Annotated in this window: 13 protein-coding genes; 5 read left to right on the top strand and 8 right to left on the bottom strand. The window is 73.5% G+C overall.

Annotation, left to right across the window (positions count from 1 at the left end; translation table 11 throughout):
- Window positions 1-714: 714 nt before the first annotated feature.
- Window positions 715-1,917, top strand: a complete 1,203-nt coding sequence (locus tag ABT137_RS07825; protein ID WP_351704153.1) for an amino acid deaminase/aldolase — start codon at window positions 715-717, stop codon at window positions 1,915-1,917.
- 4 nt (window positions 1,918-1,921) lie between these two features.
- Here the strand turns inward: ABT137_RS07825 and ABT137_RS07820 are convergent, their stop codons facing one another.
- Genes ABT137_RS07820 through ABT137_RS07805 form a run of 4 tightly spaced genes read right to left on the bottom strand, consistent with a single transcriptional unit; the run spans window position 1,922 to window position 6,326 of the window.
- Entirely contained in the window at window positions 1,922-2,731 is an 810-nt protein-coding gene (locus ABT137_RS07820) for a DUF2510 domain-containing protein (RefSeq protein WP_351704726.1), read from the bottom strand.
- Window positions 2,732-2,779: 48 nt separating this feature from the next.
- On the bottom strand, window positions 2,780-3,571 hold the full coding sequence (locus ABT137_RS07815) for a 3-oxoacyl-ACP reductase (protein WP_351704150.1): 792 nt from the start codon (window positions 3,569-3,571) through the stop codon (window positions 2,780-2,782).
- The gene (locus ABT137_RS07810) at window positions 3,568-4,953 is read right to left on the bottom strand and encodes an aldehyde dehydrogenase family protein (RefSeq protein WP_351704147.1); all 1,386 of its coding nucleotides are present in this window, start codon (window positions 4,951-4,953) and stop codon (window positions 3,568-3,570) included. Before ABT137_RS07810 ends, ABT137_RS07815 begins: the two co-directional genes overlap by 4 nt.
- Before the next feature lie 8 nt (window positions 4,954-4,961).
- Entirely contained in the window at window positions 4,962-6,326 is a 1,365-nt protein-coding gene (locus ABT137_RS07805; RefSeq protein WP_351704144.1) for a glutamine synthetase family protein, read from the bottom strand.
- Window positions 6,327-6,431: 105 nt separating this feature from the next.
- Between ABT137_RS07805 and ABT137_RS07800 the strand changes: the two genes are divergently transcribed.
- Together ABT137_RS07800 and ABT137_RS07795 are read left to right on the top strand one after the other, a co-directional pair.
- Window positions 6,432-7,166 (top strand): FadR/GntR family transcriptional regulator, encoded by a 735-nt coding sequence (locus ABT137_RS07800; protein ID WP_351704141.1) that lies wholly within the window; start codon window positions 6,432-6,434, stop codon window positions 7,164-7,166.
- A 59-nt stretch (window positions 7,167-7,225) separates the two neighbouring features.
- Window positions 7,226-7,918, top strand: coding sequence for a gamma-glutamyl-gamma-aminobutyrate hydrolase family protein (locus tag ABT137_RS07795; RefSeq protein WP_351704138.1), 693 nt, complete (start codon window positions 7,226-7,228; stop codon window positions 7,916-7,918).
- Between the two features lie 260 nt (window positions 7,919-8,178).
- On the opposite strand, the gene ABT137_RS07790 is transcribed toward ABT137_RS07795, so the two are convergent.
- Window positions 8,179-9,099, bottom strand: a complete 921-nt coding sequence (locus ABT137_RS07790; RefSeq protein WP_351704135.1) for a LysR family transcriptional regulator — start codon at window positions 9,097-9,099, stop codon at window positions 8,179-8,181.
- A 70-nt stretch (window positions 9,100-9,169) separates the two neighbouring features.
- Between ABT137_RS07790 and ABT137_RS07785 the strand changes: the two genes are divergently transcribed.
- Complete coding sequence (locus ABT137_RS07785) at window positions 9,170-10,288, top strand: TDT family transporter (protein WP_351704132.1); 1,119 nt, start codon at window positions 9,170-9,172, stop codon at window positions 10,286-10,288.
- On the opposite strand, the gene ABT137_RS07780 is transcribed toward ABT137_RS07785, so the two are convergent.
- The 3 genes from ABT137_RS07780 to ABT137_RS07770 form a co-directional block, all read right to left on the bottom strand.
- Entirely contained in the window at window positions 10,200-10,970 is a 771-nt protein-coding gene (locus ABT137_RS07780; protein WP_351704129.1) for a helical backbone metal receptor, read from the bottom strand. The genes ABT137_RS07785 and ABT137_RS07780 overlap by 89 nt on opposite strands.
- Window positions 10,971-11,043: 73 nt before the next feature.
- Window positions 11,044-11,616, bottom strand: a complete 573-nt coding sequence (locus ABT137_RS07775) for a helix-turn-helix domain-containing protein (protein ID WP_351704126.1) — start codon at window positions 11,614-11,616, stop codon at window positions 11,044-11,046.
- 151 nt (window positions 11,617-11,767) lie between these two features.
- Entirely contained in the window at window positions 11,768-12,745 is a 978-nt protein-coding gene (locus ABT137_RS07770) for a hypothetical protein (protein WP_351704123.1), read from the bottom strand.
- 140 nt (window positions 12,746-12,885) lie between these two features.
- Between ABT137_RS07770 and ABT137_RS07765 the strand changes: the two genes are divergently transcribed.
- On the top strand, window positions 12,886-13,815 hold the full coding sequence (locus ABT137_RS07765; RefSeq protein WP_351704723.1) for a 5'-3' exonuclease: 930 nt from the start codon (window positions 12,886-12,888) through the stop codon (window positions 13,813-13,815).
- The last annotated feature ends 64 nt before the right edge of the window (window positions 13,816-13,879 follow it).

Raw genomic sequence — 13,879 nt, 5'->3', positions numbered from 1 at the left:
GTGGAGGCGTCCTGGGGCGGCTGGTCCTGTGGGGGCCGGAGGTTGGGGTGGCGGGGCCGAATGATGCGTTCGGCGGACGTCGAGCGGCCGACAGCCCGGTCCCCCGCACTCTGTTCGACCTGCCCCACCGCACCGCCCCGACTCGTCCGGTCATCACGACTCTGCTGCCCGCCGGGCCGTCCCGGCAGCTGGTCCTGCCCGGTGGTCCCGGCCCCACCAGTGGATACGTCCGCGCGCTGCGACCGGTTCACCCGGCTCGGCCGGTCGAAGAACCCGGGCCGGTCCGCCCGGCGGGACGCGTCGGCGGTGCCCGGGACCTCGCCGCGGCCGGTCCCGCCGCTGCCCGGTCGGGCTCCGTCGGCCGTTGGCGCAGGCTCCCCGGCGGGCTCCGCCGGGGCAGGGTCGGGCGAGGAGCGTCGGGGGATCGGGGCGTGCCGCGCTTCGCCGCTCATGCGCCCCCCGTTTCCTCGTGCCCGGGCCAACTCCTCGTACGGGCCGTCGTGCTCCCGGCGCGAAGGCGTCCGCCTCCGGGCACGCATACCCGCACGCGCGGATCCGCATCCCGGCGCGGGTCAGGCGGCCGGCTCGTTCCGCCGTACGTGCGCGTCACTCTACGGGTTGTGCGAGCGCGAACGGCAACCAGTCCGCGGGCCCGCGGCATCTGCCCGGATCGTCCCCCTACCCTGCGGTAATCGTGTCTGGCAGGCTTCGTTCATGACTGCGCGCGCCGCCGACCGGGCCCGTTACGACCGGGCCACCGCCCATCTGGACGCCCCTCTCGCGATCGTGGACCTTGAGGCCTTCGACGCCAACGCGGACGATCTCGTGCGCCGGGCCGGCGGTAAGCCGATCCGGGTCGCGAGCAAGTCCGTGCGCTGCCGCCACCTGCTGGAACGGGTGCTCGCGAAGGAGGGCTTCGCGGGGATCATGTCGTTCACGCTCGCGGAGTCGCTGTGGCTCGCGCGGTCGGGGTTCGACGACATCCTGCTGGCGTATCCGTCCGCCGACCGGAGCGCGTTCGCCGAGCTGGCCGCCGATCCGAAGCTGGCCGCCGCCGTGACCGTGATGATCGACGACCCGGCGCACCTCGACCTGATCGACGCCGCCCGGGACGGCGGGAGCGAAGTGGTCCGGGTCTGCCTGGAGTTGGACACCTCGCTGAAGCTGTTCGGGGGCCGGGTGCGGGTCGGGGCCCGGCGCTCGCCGCTGTACTCCCCCGCCCAGCTCGCCGACCTCGCCCGGACCGTGGCCGGGCGGCCGGGCTTCAGGCTGGTCGGGATCATGGGGTACGAGGGGCACATCGCCGGCGTCGGGGACGACGTCGCCGGCCGGCCGCTGCGCTCCCGCGCGGTGCGGCTGATGCAGGCCACCGCCCGTCGTGAGCTGGCCGAGCGGCGCGGCGCGGTGGTGCGGGCGGTCCGGGCGGTGGCGCCGGACCTGGAGTTCGTCAACGGCGGCGGCACGGGCAGTGTGCAGACCACGGCGGCGGAGGACGCGGTCACCGAGATAGCCGCCGGGTCGGGTCTGTACGTGCCGCGTCTCTTCGACAACTACACGTCGTTCACCGGCCGTCCGTCCGCCCTGTTCGCCATGCCGGTGGTCCGGCGGCCCGGTGTCGGGGTCGTCACGGTCCTCGGCGGCGGCTACCCGGCCTCGGGTGCCGCGGGCCCGGACCGGCTGCCGGTGCCGTACCTGCCGGAGGGGCTGTCGTACGACGCCCAGGAGGGCCCCGGCGAGGTGCAGACGCCGCTGCTCGGCGCCGCCGCGGACGACCTGCTGATCGGCGACAAGGTGTGGTTCCGGCACGCCAAGGCGGGCGAGCTGTGCGAGCGGTTCGCCGAGCTGCAGCTGGTCGAGGGGGACCGGGTGACGGCGACCGTACCGACGTACCGGGGCGAGGGTCACACGTTCCTGTAGGCGTCTAGGGCCTGTCCGCCGGGCGGATGCCGTTCGTGATGGCGTCCATGTCGGACAGCGGCGGCCCGTCCGGGCCCGCGTCGAAGACGAACCGGACGACGACCGGGGCCGGGACGCCCGTGTCGGACGGGAAGGCGAGGGACTGGACGTAGCCGCCCGGTCCGTCGGCCGTCCGGACCCGCCAGCGCACCAGGTAGCCGTCGCGGCCCGCCACCGCGACCCGCCCGGCCTTGACGACCTGGTGGGAGCGGATGCCGCCGAAGGGCCGCCGGCCGCCGGGATCGTGGCCGTAGGCCGCCTCGGCCGCGTCGGGTACGTCCCGTTCGGCGACGGTGCGCGGGGAGGCCCCGTCGGCGCTGCCCGCCGTACGGCTGATGACCTGGCCGTGGCGGCACCGGCCGGTGTCGGCCGGGCAGGCGTAGGTGCCGTCGGTGGTCATCACGACGTCGTCCTGGGCGAGGTACGAGGAGCCGGTCCAGCCGGCCGGTACCGGCAGGGTGATCCCGTTGAGCTGGTCGACGACGAGGGACGGGGGCGCCGCCGCGCTGGGGGCGGCGCGGACCGTGGTGTCGGCTCCGCCGTTCGCCTCGTCGGTGCGGAGCACGGTCGCGCCGGAGACTATCGCCGTCGCCAGCACGGCCGCGGCGGATATCAGCGCGACCGCCTTGGCCCGCCCGGGCGCCCGCGCCGCCGGGGTCGGCGGCGCGGGCAGGCCGGTCGGGGTGCGCCGGTGCTCGGTCCAGGCCCGTCCGTCCCACCAGCACTCCAGGTGCGGGGCCTCGGGGTCGGCGTACCAGCCGGGCGGCGGCGTCATGCTCACTCCCGCACTGTAGGGCGGGGGCAGGGGTCCGTACACGGACTCCTAGAGGGGCGTGACGTACGCCCCAGAGATCCCGCCGTCCACGAGGAAGTCGCTGGCGTTGACGAAGGAGGAGTCGTCGCTGGCCAGGAAGGCGACGGCGGCGGCGATCTCCTCGGCCTCGGCGAACCGGCCGAGCGGGATGTGCACCAGGCGGCGGGCGGCCCGCTCGGGGTCCTTGGCGAACAGCTCCTGGAGCAGGGGGGTGTTGACCGGTCCGGGGCAGAGCGCGTTGACCCGGATGCCCTCCCGGGCGAACTGCACGCCCAGTTCACGGGACATGGCCAGCACCCCGCCCTTGGATGCGGTGTAGGAGATCTGCGAGGTGGCGGCGCCCATCCGGGCCACGAAGGACGCCGTGTTGATGATGGAGCCCTTGCCCTGCTGCCGCATGTAGGGGATGGCGGCCTTGCAGCACAGGTAGACGGAGGTGAGGTTGACCTCCTGGACGCGCTTCCAGGCTTCGAGTCCCGTCTCCAGGATGGAGTCGTCGTCGGGCGGCGAGATACCGGCGTTGTTGAAGGCGATGTCGACGCTGCCGTAGGTGTCGAAGGCCGTCTTGAACAGGGCCTCGACCTGTTCGGCGTCGGTGACGTCGACCTTCACGAACAGCCCGCCGACCTCCTCGGCGGCGGCCTTGCCGCGGGTCTCGTCGACGTCGCCGCAGACGACGTGCGCGCCCTCGGAGGCCAGCCGCCGCGCGGTGGCGAGGCCGATGCCGCTGCCGGCTCCGGTGATGACGGCGGTACGGCCGACGAGCCGGCGGCAGACGATGTCAGGGGTCTCAGCGGTCACTGTGCGGGGCCTTCCGTGCTGATGAAGACGTTCTTGGTTTCGGTGAAGGCGGTGAGCGCGTCCGGGCCGAGCTCGCGGCCGATCCCCGACTGCTTGAAGCCGCCGAAGGGGGTCCAGTAGCGGACGCTGGAGTGGGAGTTGACGGACAGGTTGCCGGCCTTGACGGCCTGGGAGACGCGCAGGGCACGGCCGACGTCACGGGTCCAGATGGAGCCGGAGAGGCCGTACTCGGTGTCGTTCGCGAGGCGGACGGCGTCGGCCTCGTCCTCGAAGGGAAGGACCACGGCGACGGGCCCGAAGACCTCCTCGACGGCCACGCGCGCGTGCGGGTCGGCGCCGGTGAGGACGGTCGGCGGGAACCAGAAGCCGGGGCCCTCGGGGGCCTTGCCGCGGATGCCGGGCGCGTCGGCGTCGACGTACGACCGGACCCGCTCCAGCTGGGCCTTGGAGATCAGCGGGCCCATGTCCGTCTTCTCGTCGGCCGGGTCGCCGACGGTGACGGACTCGATCGCGGGGGCCAGGAGCTCCAGGAAGCGGTCGTAGACGGTCCGTTGGACGAGGATGCGGGTGCGGGCGCAGCAGTCCTGGCCGGAGTTGTCCAGGAAGGACATCGGGGCGGCGGCTGCCGCGGCTTCGATGTCGGCGTCGGCGAAGACGAGGTTGGGGCTCTTGCCGCCGAGTTCGAGGGTCACGCGCTTCACCTGGTCGGCGCAGAGCGCCATGATGCGCTTGCCGATGCGGGTGGAGCCGGTGAACACGATCTTGGCGACGCCGGGATGGCGGACCAGGGCCTCGCCGGCGATGTCGCCACGGCCGGGCAGTACCTGGAAGAGGTGCTCGGGGAGGCCTGCCGTCAGGGCGAGTTCGGCGAGACGGAGGGCGGTGAGCGGGGTCGTCTCGGCGGGCTTGAGAATGACCGCGTTGCCGGCGGCGAGGGCGGGGGCGGTGCCCCAGGCCGCGATGGGCATGGGGAAGTTCCAGGGGGCGATGACGCCGACGACCCCGAGGGGTTCGAGGAGGGTGACGTCGAGGCCGCCGGGAACCGGGATCTGACGGCCGGTCAGCCGCTCCACTCCCCCGGCCGCGTAGTCGAGCAGGTCCCGGACGTTGCCCGCCTCCCAGCGGGCGTTGCCGATGGTGTGTCCGGCCTCCCGGACCTCCAACTGTGCGAGTTCCTCGCGGTGTTCGTCGACGGTGACGGCGAACCGGCGCAGCAGCCCGGCCCGTTCACCGGGCGCGAGGGCGGCCCACCGCTCCTGGGCCCGCGCGGCCCGGCGGACGGCGGTGTCGACGTCCCCCTCCACAGCCCCGGGGACGGTCGCGATCACCTCCTCCGTGGCCGGGTTGAGGACGTCGAGTTCGTACTGTTGCTGTTGCGACAAGGGGTGCCTCACATGCGTTCGAAGGAGCGGCGCAGCTCCCAGTCGGTCACCGCGGCGTCGAAGGCCTCCAGCTCGACGCGGGCCATGTTGCGGTAGTGCGCGACGACCTCGTCGCCGAAGGCGGCCTTGGCGACGGGGCTGTTCTCCCAGAGCTCGGCGGCCTCGCGGAGGGTGGTCGGTACGTGCGCGAAGTCGGCCGTGTAGGCGTTGCCGGCGCAGGCCTCGGGCAGTTCCAGCTTCTGCTCGATGCCGTACAGCCCGGCGGCGACCAGGCCGGCCACGGCCAGGTGCGGGTTGACGTCGCCGCCGGGCAGCCGGTTCTCGAAGCGCAGCGAGCGGCCGTGGCCGACCACGCGCAGCGCACAGGTGCGGTTGTCCTGGCCCCAGGCGACGGCGGTCGGGGCGAAGGAGCCCGGCTGGAACCGCTTGTAGCTGTTGATGTTGGGCGCGTAGAGGAGCGAGAACTCGCGGAGGGCGGCGAGCTGTCCGGCGAGGAAGTGCCGCATCACGTCGGACATGCCGTGCCCGTCGGGGGCGGCGAAGACGTTGTGGCCGTCCGCGTCCGTCAGCGAGAGGTGGATGTGGCAGGAGTTGCCCTCCCGCTCGTTGTACTTGGCCATGAAGGTGAGGGAGACGCCCTCCTGGGCCGCGATCTCCTTCGCGCCGGTCTTGTAGACGGCGTGCTGGTCGCAGGTGACGAGGGCCTCGTCGTAGCGGAAGGCGATCTCGTGCTGCCCGGGGTTGCACTCGCCCTTGGCGGACTCGACGGTCAGCCCGGCCCCCGCCATCTCGTTGCGGATCCGGCGCAGCAGGGGCTCGATCCGGCCGGTCCCCAGCACCGAATAGTCGATGTTGTACTGGTTGACCGGGGTCAGCCCCCGGTAGTTCGCGTCCCAGGCCGCCTCGTAGGTGTCCTTGAACACGATGAACTCCAGCTCCGTACCGACCTGTGCGGTGTAGCCGAGTTCGGCGAGGCGCTCCAGCTGGCGGCGGAGGATCTGCCGGGGCGCGGCGACGACCGGGGAGCCGTCGTTCCAGGCGAGGTCGGCGATGAGCATCGCCGTGCCCGCGTTCCAGGGCACGCGGCGGAGGGTGGCGAGGTCGGGGTGCATGGCGAAGTCGCCGTAGCCGCGGTCCCAGGAGGACATGGCGTAGCCGTCGACGGTGTTCATCTCGGTGTCGACGGCGAGGAGGTAGTTGCAGCCCTCGGTGCCGTGGCGCAGGACCTCGTCGAGGAAGAAACGGGCGGCGAACCGCTTGCCCTGCAACCGCCCTTGCATGTCGGGGAAGGCCAGGACGACAGTGTCGATCTCACCGCTCGCGACGAGGGTGTGCAGTTCCTCGACACTCAGCGGGGGTGTGCGGTCTGCCACGGGAGCTCCTTCGGCTTCGTTCGCGATGGTGCTGCGCTTCTGCGGCCGGGCGGGGAGCTCTAAGGTATTGAACAGAACCATTGCTTGGGAAGGGGGTACGGCCATATGTCGCTGGACGCGGACGGCGCCCTCGACGACCCGTTGACTCCGGTGTTGCGACCGGTGCGGGCGGGCAACGGCTTCGAGGAGGCGCTGGAGCAGATCCTGCAGGTGGTCCGGCTGGGCCTGGTCCCGGGCGGCGAGCGGCTGCCCGCCGAGCGGGTGCTGGCGGAGCGGCTCGGGATCAGCCGGGTGACGCTGCGCGAGGTCCTGAAGGTGCTCCAGGACCAGGGCCTGGTGGAGTCCCGGCGCGGGCGGTACGGCGGGACGTTCGTGCTGCCGCGCGCGGACGCGGGCGGCGAGGACGAGCTGCGGCGCCGGATCGCCGAGGTCGACATCGAGGATGTGCTGCGCTTCCGGGAGGTCCTGGAGGTGGGCGCGGCGGGCCTGTGCGCGGCGCACGGGCTGACCGGCGAGCAGGCGCTCCGGCTGCGGGAGGCCCTCGCCCGCACGCACGAGGCGCCGCTGGCGGACTACCGCCGCCTCGACACCCTGCTCCATCTCACGATCGCCGAACTGTGCGGCTCCCCCTCCCTCACGGCCCAGTACGCGGCGGTACGGGCCACGGTCAACGACCTGCTGGACTGCATCCCGCTCCTGGTCCGCAACCTGGAGCACTCGCAGCGCCAGCACATCGCGCTGGTGGAGGCGGTGCTGGACGGAGACGCGGACGGCGCCCGGGAGATGATGCGGGAGCACTGCGCGGGGACGGCGGCGCTGCTGCGGGGCTTTCTGGCGTAGCGGCCCATGGGCATGTCATAAAGGTGGGCACGCACACCTTTATGACACGGGAGGGGTCCATGACCGGACGGCCGCTGATCGGCGTGAGCACATACCTGGAGGCCGGGGCGCGCTGGGGTGTCTGGGAGCTGGAGGCGGCCCTGCTGCCGGCCGGCTACCCACGGCTGGTCCAGCGGGCCGGCGGCCTGGCGGCCATGCTGCCGCCGGACGCCCCGGAGCACGCGGCGGCGACGGTGGCCCGCCTGGACGGCCTGGTGATCGCGGGCGGCCCGGACGTCGAGCCGGTCCGTTACGGCGCCGAGCCCAACCCCCGCACCGGCCGCCCCGCCCGGGCCCGGGACGCCTGGGAGCTGGCCCTGATCGACGCGGCGCTGGCCGCGGGCGTACCGCTGCTGGGCATCTGCCGGGGCATGCAGCTTCTGAACGTCGCGCTCGGCGGCACCCTGGTCCAGCACATGGACGGCCACGCGGAGGTCCCGGGCGTCTTCGGCCGCCACCCGGTCAAGCCGGTGCCCGGGACGCGGTACGCGGAGACGGTCCCGGAGGAGACCGCCGTGCCCACCTTCCACCACCAGGCGGTGGACCGCCTCGGAGAGGGGCTGCTGGTGTCGGCGCACGCGGCCGACGGCACGGTCGAGGCGGTCGAACTGCCCGCCGAGCGCGGCTGGGTCCTCGGGGTGCAGTGGCATCCGGAGATGGGGGAGGATCTGCGGGTGATGCACGCGCTGGTCGGCGCCGCGTCGGGCCGCTGAGCCGGGTTCTCGCCCCCGCCGCCCCTACCCGTCCCGTCCTCCAGGGGGTGGCCCCCCTTCGACCGCCCACTTCGGGGGCTGCCGCCCCCGGACCCCCGCTTCGGCCTGAACGGCCTCGTCCTCAAACTCCCCCAGGGGGACCCCCAGACGGGCTGGTGGGGGTGCGGACCGGCCTTCGCCCGCCCCCTCTCAGGTAACCGAGTCGGGTGGTGGGTGGGCGGAGGATTCGGGGGTCCAGGGGGCGGAGCCCCCTGGGACGGTCAACCCCGGGTCAGGGACAGCAGCTCGCGGGCCGGGCCGGTCGGGCGGTGGCCGGTTGGCCAGACCGCTCGTAGGTCGCGGCGCAGGGCGATGCCCTCCAGCGGGATGCTGACCAGCCGTCGCATCGACAGCTCCTCCCCCACCGCCAGTTCGCTGAGGACCGCAGGGCCCGCGCCGCTGACCGCCGACGCCTTCACGGCCGTGGTCGACGACAGTTCGATCAGCGGGCGGGCCAGGCCGCCCAGTGCCGCGTCGAGGACCTGGCGGGTGCCGGAGCCGCGTTCGCGGAGGATGAGAGGTGTGGCCGCCAACTCCTCCGCGGCGAGCGGGCGTCGGCGGCGGGCCCAGGGGTGGGCGGGCGCGACCACGACGATCAGGCGGTCGTGGGCTATCACCGCCGAGTCCAGGCCGTGCGGGACCGTCAGGCCCTCCACGAAACCCAGGTCCGCCTCGTCCGCGAGCAGCCGTTCCGCGACCGCCGCCGAGTTGCCGGCGAGCAGGGACACCGCCGTGTCGGGGCGCTGGGCGCGCAACGCGAGCAGCCAGCCGGGGAGCAGGTACTCGGCGATGGTCATGCTCGCCGCGACCCGCAGCCGCGAGTCCCGCCGGTCCCGGAGCGCCTGGGTCCCCGCGTCGAAGGCCTCCGCCGCCTCCACCACCCGCCGCGCCCAGTCGGTGACCAGCGCCCCGGCGTCCGTGAGCCGGGAGCCGCGCGGTGAACGGTCGACCAGGGCCACGCCCAGCTGCCGTTCCATGGAGCGGATCCGGCTGCTGGCCGCCGGCTGGGTGATGCCGACCTCCCGCGCCGCCGCCCCGAGGCTGCCCAGCCGCGCCACCGCCAGCAGCAGCTCCAGCGCGCCCAGGTCCGGCACCCGGTGCGCCAGGGTGCCGCCGCCCGCCCGTTCCTCCCTCTCGCTCATAAGACCAGCTTATGCCCCCATAGAGGCGGACTCCCTGGTAGCGGGCCCGAAGCGGCGGGACCGTGGACTCATGTTCACCGCAGTCCGGAATCTCGGCCCCAACTGGTACGCGTCCGTCATGGGCACCGCGGCCCTCGCCCTCGGCGGCGTCGCCCTCGGCGCCGGCGGTCCGCGCGAGCTCTTCGTCGGCATCTGGGCGCTGTCCCTGCTGCAGCTCCTGGTCCTGCTGGTCGCCCGTGCCCTGCACTGGGCCTACCACCGCGACCAGGCCCTCGCCCACCTCCGCGATCCCGCGGTCGCCCCCTTCTACGGCTGCCTCGCCATGGCCCTGCTCGCCGTCGGCGCCGGTGCCCTCGCCCTCGGGCGGGACTGGATCGGCGAGCCGGCCGCCGTCGCGCTCGACTCCGTGCTGTTCGTCGCCGGTACCACGGTGGGGCTCGTGGCCGCCGTCGCCGTACCGTACCTGCTGGCCGTACGGCACCGGGTCGAGCCCGGTCAGGCCTCTCCGGCGTGGCTGCTGCCGCTGGTCGCCCCCATGGTGTCGGCCGCGGTGGGTCCGCAGCTGATCCCGCAGCTGCCGCCAGGGCAGCCCCGCGAGGCCCTGCTCTACGGCTGCTTCGCGCTCTTCGGGCTGAGCCTGCTGACGACGCTGCTGATGCTGACGCTCGTCTTCGCCCGGCTGGTCACCGCCGGTCCGCTGCCGCTCGCGCTGACGCCGACGATCTTCCTGGTGCTGGGCCCGCTCGGGCAGTCGACGACGGCGGTGGGCGCCTTCGCGGACCTCGCCCCCGGGGTCGTACCGGCACCGTACGCGGCCGGCTTCGGTCTCCTCGCCGTGCTGTACGGCGTTCCGGTCATGGGGTTCGCGCTGCTGTGGCTGGCGCTGGCGACCGCGCACGTGGTGCGGGCCCGGCGGCACGGCATGCGGTTCGCCATGACGTGGTGGGCCTTCACCTTCCCCGTGGGCACGTGCGTCACGGGCGCCGCCGCGCTCGGGCGGCACACCGGGTTCACCGGCTACCACTGGCTGGCGGTGGGTCTGTACGCCGTCCTCGCCGCCGGCTGGCTCGCGGCCGCCTCCGGCACCGTACGCGGGCTGCTCAGCGGTGAGCTGCTCGCAGGGCCCCGCCCAGCACCCGCGGCGCCTCGGCCAGTGACGGTCCGTACCACGTCAGGTGCCGTCCGCTGAGCAGTACGCACGGCAGCCCGGGGAACGCCTCCGGGCCGTCGGCGGCGGTGAAGCGGTAGGGCTCGTCCGGGAGGACGACCAGGTCGGGGGCCGCGTCGAGCAGCTCCTCGACCGGGATCCGGGGGTAGCGCTCGGGATGGTCTCCGAAGAGGTTGCGGACGCCCAGCCGGGCCAGCGCATCACCCGCGAACGTGTCCCTGCCCAGGACCATCCACGGCCGCCGCCAGATCGGTACGACCGCCGTGGCGAAGGGCTCGGGCATCGGCGCCGACCAGGCCTGCTCCGCGTCGTCCAGCCAGCGGGGGCGGCCGCTCGCCCCGCACGCGGCCAGGACCCTCGCCAGTTCGCGGAAGGCCTGCGGCACGTTTCGCACCTCGGTGACCAGGACCTCCACACCGGCGGTGCGCAGGGCGTCCAGGTCGGGGGCGCGGTTCTCCTCCTCGTTGGCGATCACCAGGTCGGGGGTGAGGGCGAGGATGCGGTCGAGGGCGGGGTTCTTGGTGCCGCCGATGCGGGTGACGTCGAGGTCGGCCGGGTGGGAGCACCAGTTTGTGGCGCCGACGAGGACTTCGGGGAGCGTTTCTGCGATTGCCTCGGTGAGGGAGGGGACCAGGGAGACTACGCGCCGTGGTGCGCTGCGGGTGCGTTGTGGCTGGTCGCGCCCACGCGGCGTCGGCCGCATATCAGATACAGCCCCGCACCCCTTACGGGGCGCTTCAGACGGGGGCGCTGCAAAGGCTTCGGGCCGGGGTGCTTCAGCGCTGGCGATCGTGGACTGCCTCGATGTGTTCCGCCACCGCCACCACGACGACCCGGGTGTCCGGGACCGTCGCGCGCCAGCGGTGGCGGACCCCGCCGGTGAGGTAGAGGGTGTCGCCGCGGCCGAGGCGGTAGGCGCGGCCCTCGGCCTCGACCTCCACGGCGCCGTCGGCGACGTACATCAACTCGTCGTTGCGGTGCTGGAATTCGCGGCCGGCGTCATGGTCGCCGGTGAACTCCGAGGCGTGCAACTGGTGGTGACCGCGGACCAGGGAACGCACCCGGGGCGCGAAGTCCGGCTCGGTGGTGTCGTCGGCGCGTACGACGTCGACGCTGCACGCCGGGTCGGCGGCGGCGAGGAGTTCGACGGCCGTGGTGCGCAGGGCGTCGGCGAGCTTCTCCAGGGAGGTGCGGCTGGGGCGGGCCCTGTCGTTCTCGACCTGGCTCAGGAAGGGCACCGACAGGCCGCTGCGTTCGGCCACGACGGCGAGGGTGAGCTCCAGCGCACGGCGGCGCCGCCGCACTGCCGCGCCCACCCGCACGGGCTGCTGGTCTTTGTGGTCGCCCATCGCTCCGGCTCCCTCCTTCGCTCGTCGTTCCGTCCTTCGGGTGCCCCGCTCCGGCCGGGCCCCTCCTGATGGGTTCTCTGCACCCTACGCATGTTCGGCAAACCGTTTCAGGCGGCCGTCACATCCCTGTCACGTCCGGTGAGCGCGACCCTCACAGTTCACGCCAGTACACGAGCTCGCCGGACTCACCGGGCCCGGACTCCTCCTTCGGGATGAACACGCTGACCAGGAGGGCCGGACGGCCGTCGGGGTCGGTCAGCAGTGCGGCCGACGGATTGGCGAAGGCGCGGCTGCCGCCGGGGGTGCGCGGGCTCAGCCGGTCGGCGCGGCCGGAGCCGGGGTCGTAGGCATAGGTGGACCAGCTCCCGAAGTCGTTCCGCAGGCGCTGGCCCTCGATCAGGACGAGGGGACGCCCCATGAGTTCAATGCGCGAACGGTCGCCGATGTTCCCGGCGGTGCCCCAGGCGAGGAGTGCCTGGTCGAGGCGGTGGTCCGGGCGGACCCTCCAGACGGTGAAGTCCCGCAGGGTGGCCCGGAGTTGGCGGTCGGTGGCACAGTCGGCGCGGTAGTGGCCGGTCAGCTCCACGGTGTCGCCGTGGACCGCGGTGATGTCGGGGGTGCCCTCGGCGCAGCGGGACAGGGTCCGGGGCGCGTCGAACGCACGGTCGGCCGTGCCGGCCAGCAGGGCGGAAAGGCTTGGGTAGTGCCGTAGCGCTATGTGGTTGGCCGGATCCTTTTCGTAGGCGAGGACCCATCCGCCGGTGCCGTCGGTGTGCAGGGAGGGCTGACTGGTGCCGGGACCGAAGTCGTGGCGGCGGGTCCAGGTGCGCAGGTCGGCGGAGGTGGCGACGGCCGTGTGGAAGCGGCCGTCGGCGAGGGTGGTGTGGTAGACGGCGAGGTAGCCGCCGCCGTACGCCTCCGGTACCTGGGTGATCTCGGCGGTGTCCAGGGTGCGGCCGGTGTCGTCGCGGGCGTCGAAGACGGCGCCGTCCGCCCGCGTCACGTCCCCGGCCAGCGCCTCCAAGCGGGCGGTGGCCGCCGACGCCGGGTCCGGGCTCGCCTCCGAGAACCGGGGCACGGCCACGGCGGCCGTCAGCAGCAGGAGGAGCGGCAGGAGCTGGCGGATCACGGGCTGCTCACAGGAACGGGCGGGGGCGGGGCGTCAGAGGGTACGGCCGCCGGCCGGGTCCGGAGCAGGGCGGGCGGGGTGGACTTCACCACACGGGCGGCCGCACGGGGAGCCGGTCGCCGTCAGTGCCGTACGGCATGATGCGTGGCGTGACCGCTCGACTGATGCTTCTCGACACCGCCTCGCTGTACTTCCGCGCCTACTTCGGCGTCCCGGACTCCGTGAAGGCGCCGGACGGCACGCCGGTGAACGCCGTGCGCGGGCTGCTGGACTTCATCGACCGGCTGGTCAAGGACCACCGTCCGGACCTGCTGGTGGCCTGCATGGACGCGGACTGGCGGCCGCAGTGGCGGGTCGATCTCATCCCCTCCTACAAGGCGCACCGGGTCGCCGAGGAGCGCGAGACGGGACCGGACCAGGAGGAGGTGCCGGACACCCTCTCCCCGCAGGTGCCGGTCATCGAGGAGGTGCTGGACGCGCTCGGCATCGCCCGGGTCGGTGTCGCCGGGTACGAGGCCGACGACGTGATCGGCACCTTCACCGCGCGCGCCGCGGGCCCGGTGGACATCGTCACCGGCGACCGCGACCTCTACCAGCTGGTGGACGACGGGCGCGGGGTGCGGGTGCTGTACCCGCTCAAGGGTGTCGGCACGCTGCAGATGACGGACGAGGCATGGCTGCGCGAGAAGTACGGCGTGGACGGACCCGGGTACGCGGACCTGGCGCTGCTGCGCGGCGACCCGAGCGACGGTCTGCCGGGGGTGCCGGGCATCGGTGAGAAGACGGCCGCGAAGCTCCTCGCCGAGTTCGGCGACCTGGCCGGGATCATGGCCGCGGTCGACGACCCGAAGGCGAAGCTCACGCCGTCGCAGCGCAAGCGGCTGGACGAGGCCCGGCCGTATGTCGCCGTGGCACCGAAGGTGGTCCGGGTCGCCGGTGACGTCCCGCTGCCGGACGTCGACACGGCGCTGCCGAAGGCCCCCCGGGACCCCGCGCGGTTGAACACCCTCGCCGCCCGCTGGGGCCTGGGCGGCTCGCTGAACCGCCTGCTGGCGACCCTGGAAGCCTGACGCCCGAAGGAATTCTTCCGGCAAAACCCGCTCGGCAAGTGTTCATGGAAGAGGTGTCAACCGG

This window comes from Streptomyces sp. NPDC001980 (assembly GCF_040296885.1).
In the GTDB taxonomy this organism is placed as follows: Bacteria; Actinomycetota; Actinomycetes; order Streptomycetales; family Streptomycetaceae; genus Streptomyces.
The sequence above is the reverse complement of the archived record's forward strand: the minus strand, read 5'-3'. Positions and strand labels throughout refer to the sequence as shown.

What these genes read in the sequence shown, in the direction of transcription:
- ABT137_RS07825 (WP_351704153.1), top strand. Translation starts at nt 715, where the DNA reads ATGACTGCGCGCGCCGCCGACCGGGCCCGTTACGACCGGGCCACCGCC.
- ABT137_RS07820 (WP_351704726.1), bottom strand. Translation starts at nt 2,731, where the DNA reads ATGACGCCGCCGCCCGGCTGGTACGCCGACCCCGAGGCCCCGCACCTG.
- ABT137_RS07800 (WP_351704141.1), top strand. Translation starts at nt 6,432, where the DNA reads ATGTCGCTGGACGCGGACGGCGCCCTCGACGACCCGTTGACTCCGGTG.
- ABT137_RS07765 (WP_351704723.1), top strand. Translation starts at nt 12,886, where the DNA reads ATGCGTGGCGTGACCGCTCGACTGATGCTTCTCGACACCGCCTCGCTG.
- ABT137_RS07790 (WP_351704135.1), bottom strand. Translation starts at nt 9,099, where the DNA reads ATGAGCGAGAGGGAGGAACGGGCGGGCGGCGGCACCCTGGCGCACCGG.
- ABT137_RS07775 (WP_351704126.1), bottom strand. Translation starts at nt 11,616, where the DNA reads ATGGGCGACCACAAAGACCAGCAGCCCGTGCGGGTGGGCGCGGCAGTG.
- ABT137_RS07785 (WP_351704132.1), top strand. Translation starts at nt 9,170, where the DNA reads ATGTTCACCGCAGTCCGGAATCTCGGCCCCAACTGGTACGCGTCCGTC.
- ABT137_RS07780 (WP_351704129.1), bottom strand. Translation starts at nt 10,970, where the DNA reads ATGCGGCCGACGCCGCGTGGGCGCGACCAGCCACAACGCACCCGCAGC.
- ABT137_RS07795 (WP_351704138.1), top strand. Translation starts at nt 7,226, where the DNA reads ATGACCGGACGGCCGCTGATCGGCGTGAGCACATACCTGGAGGCCGGG.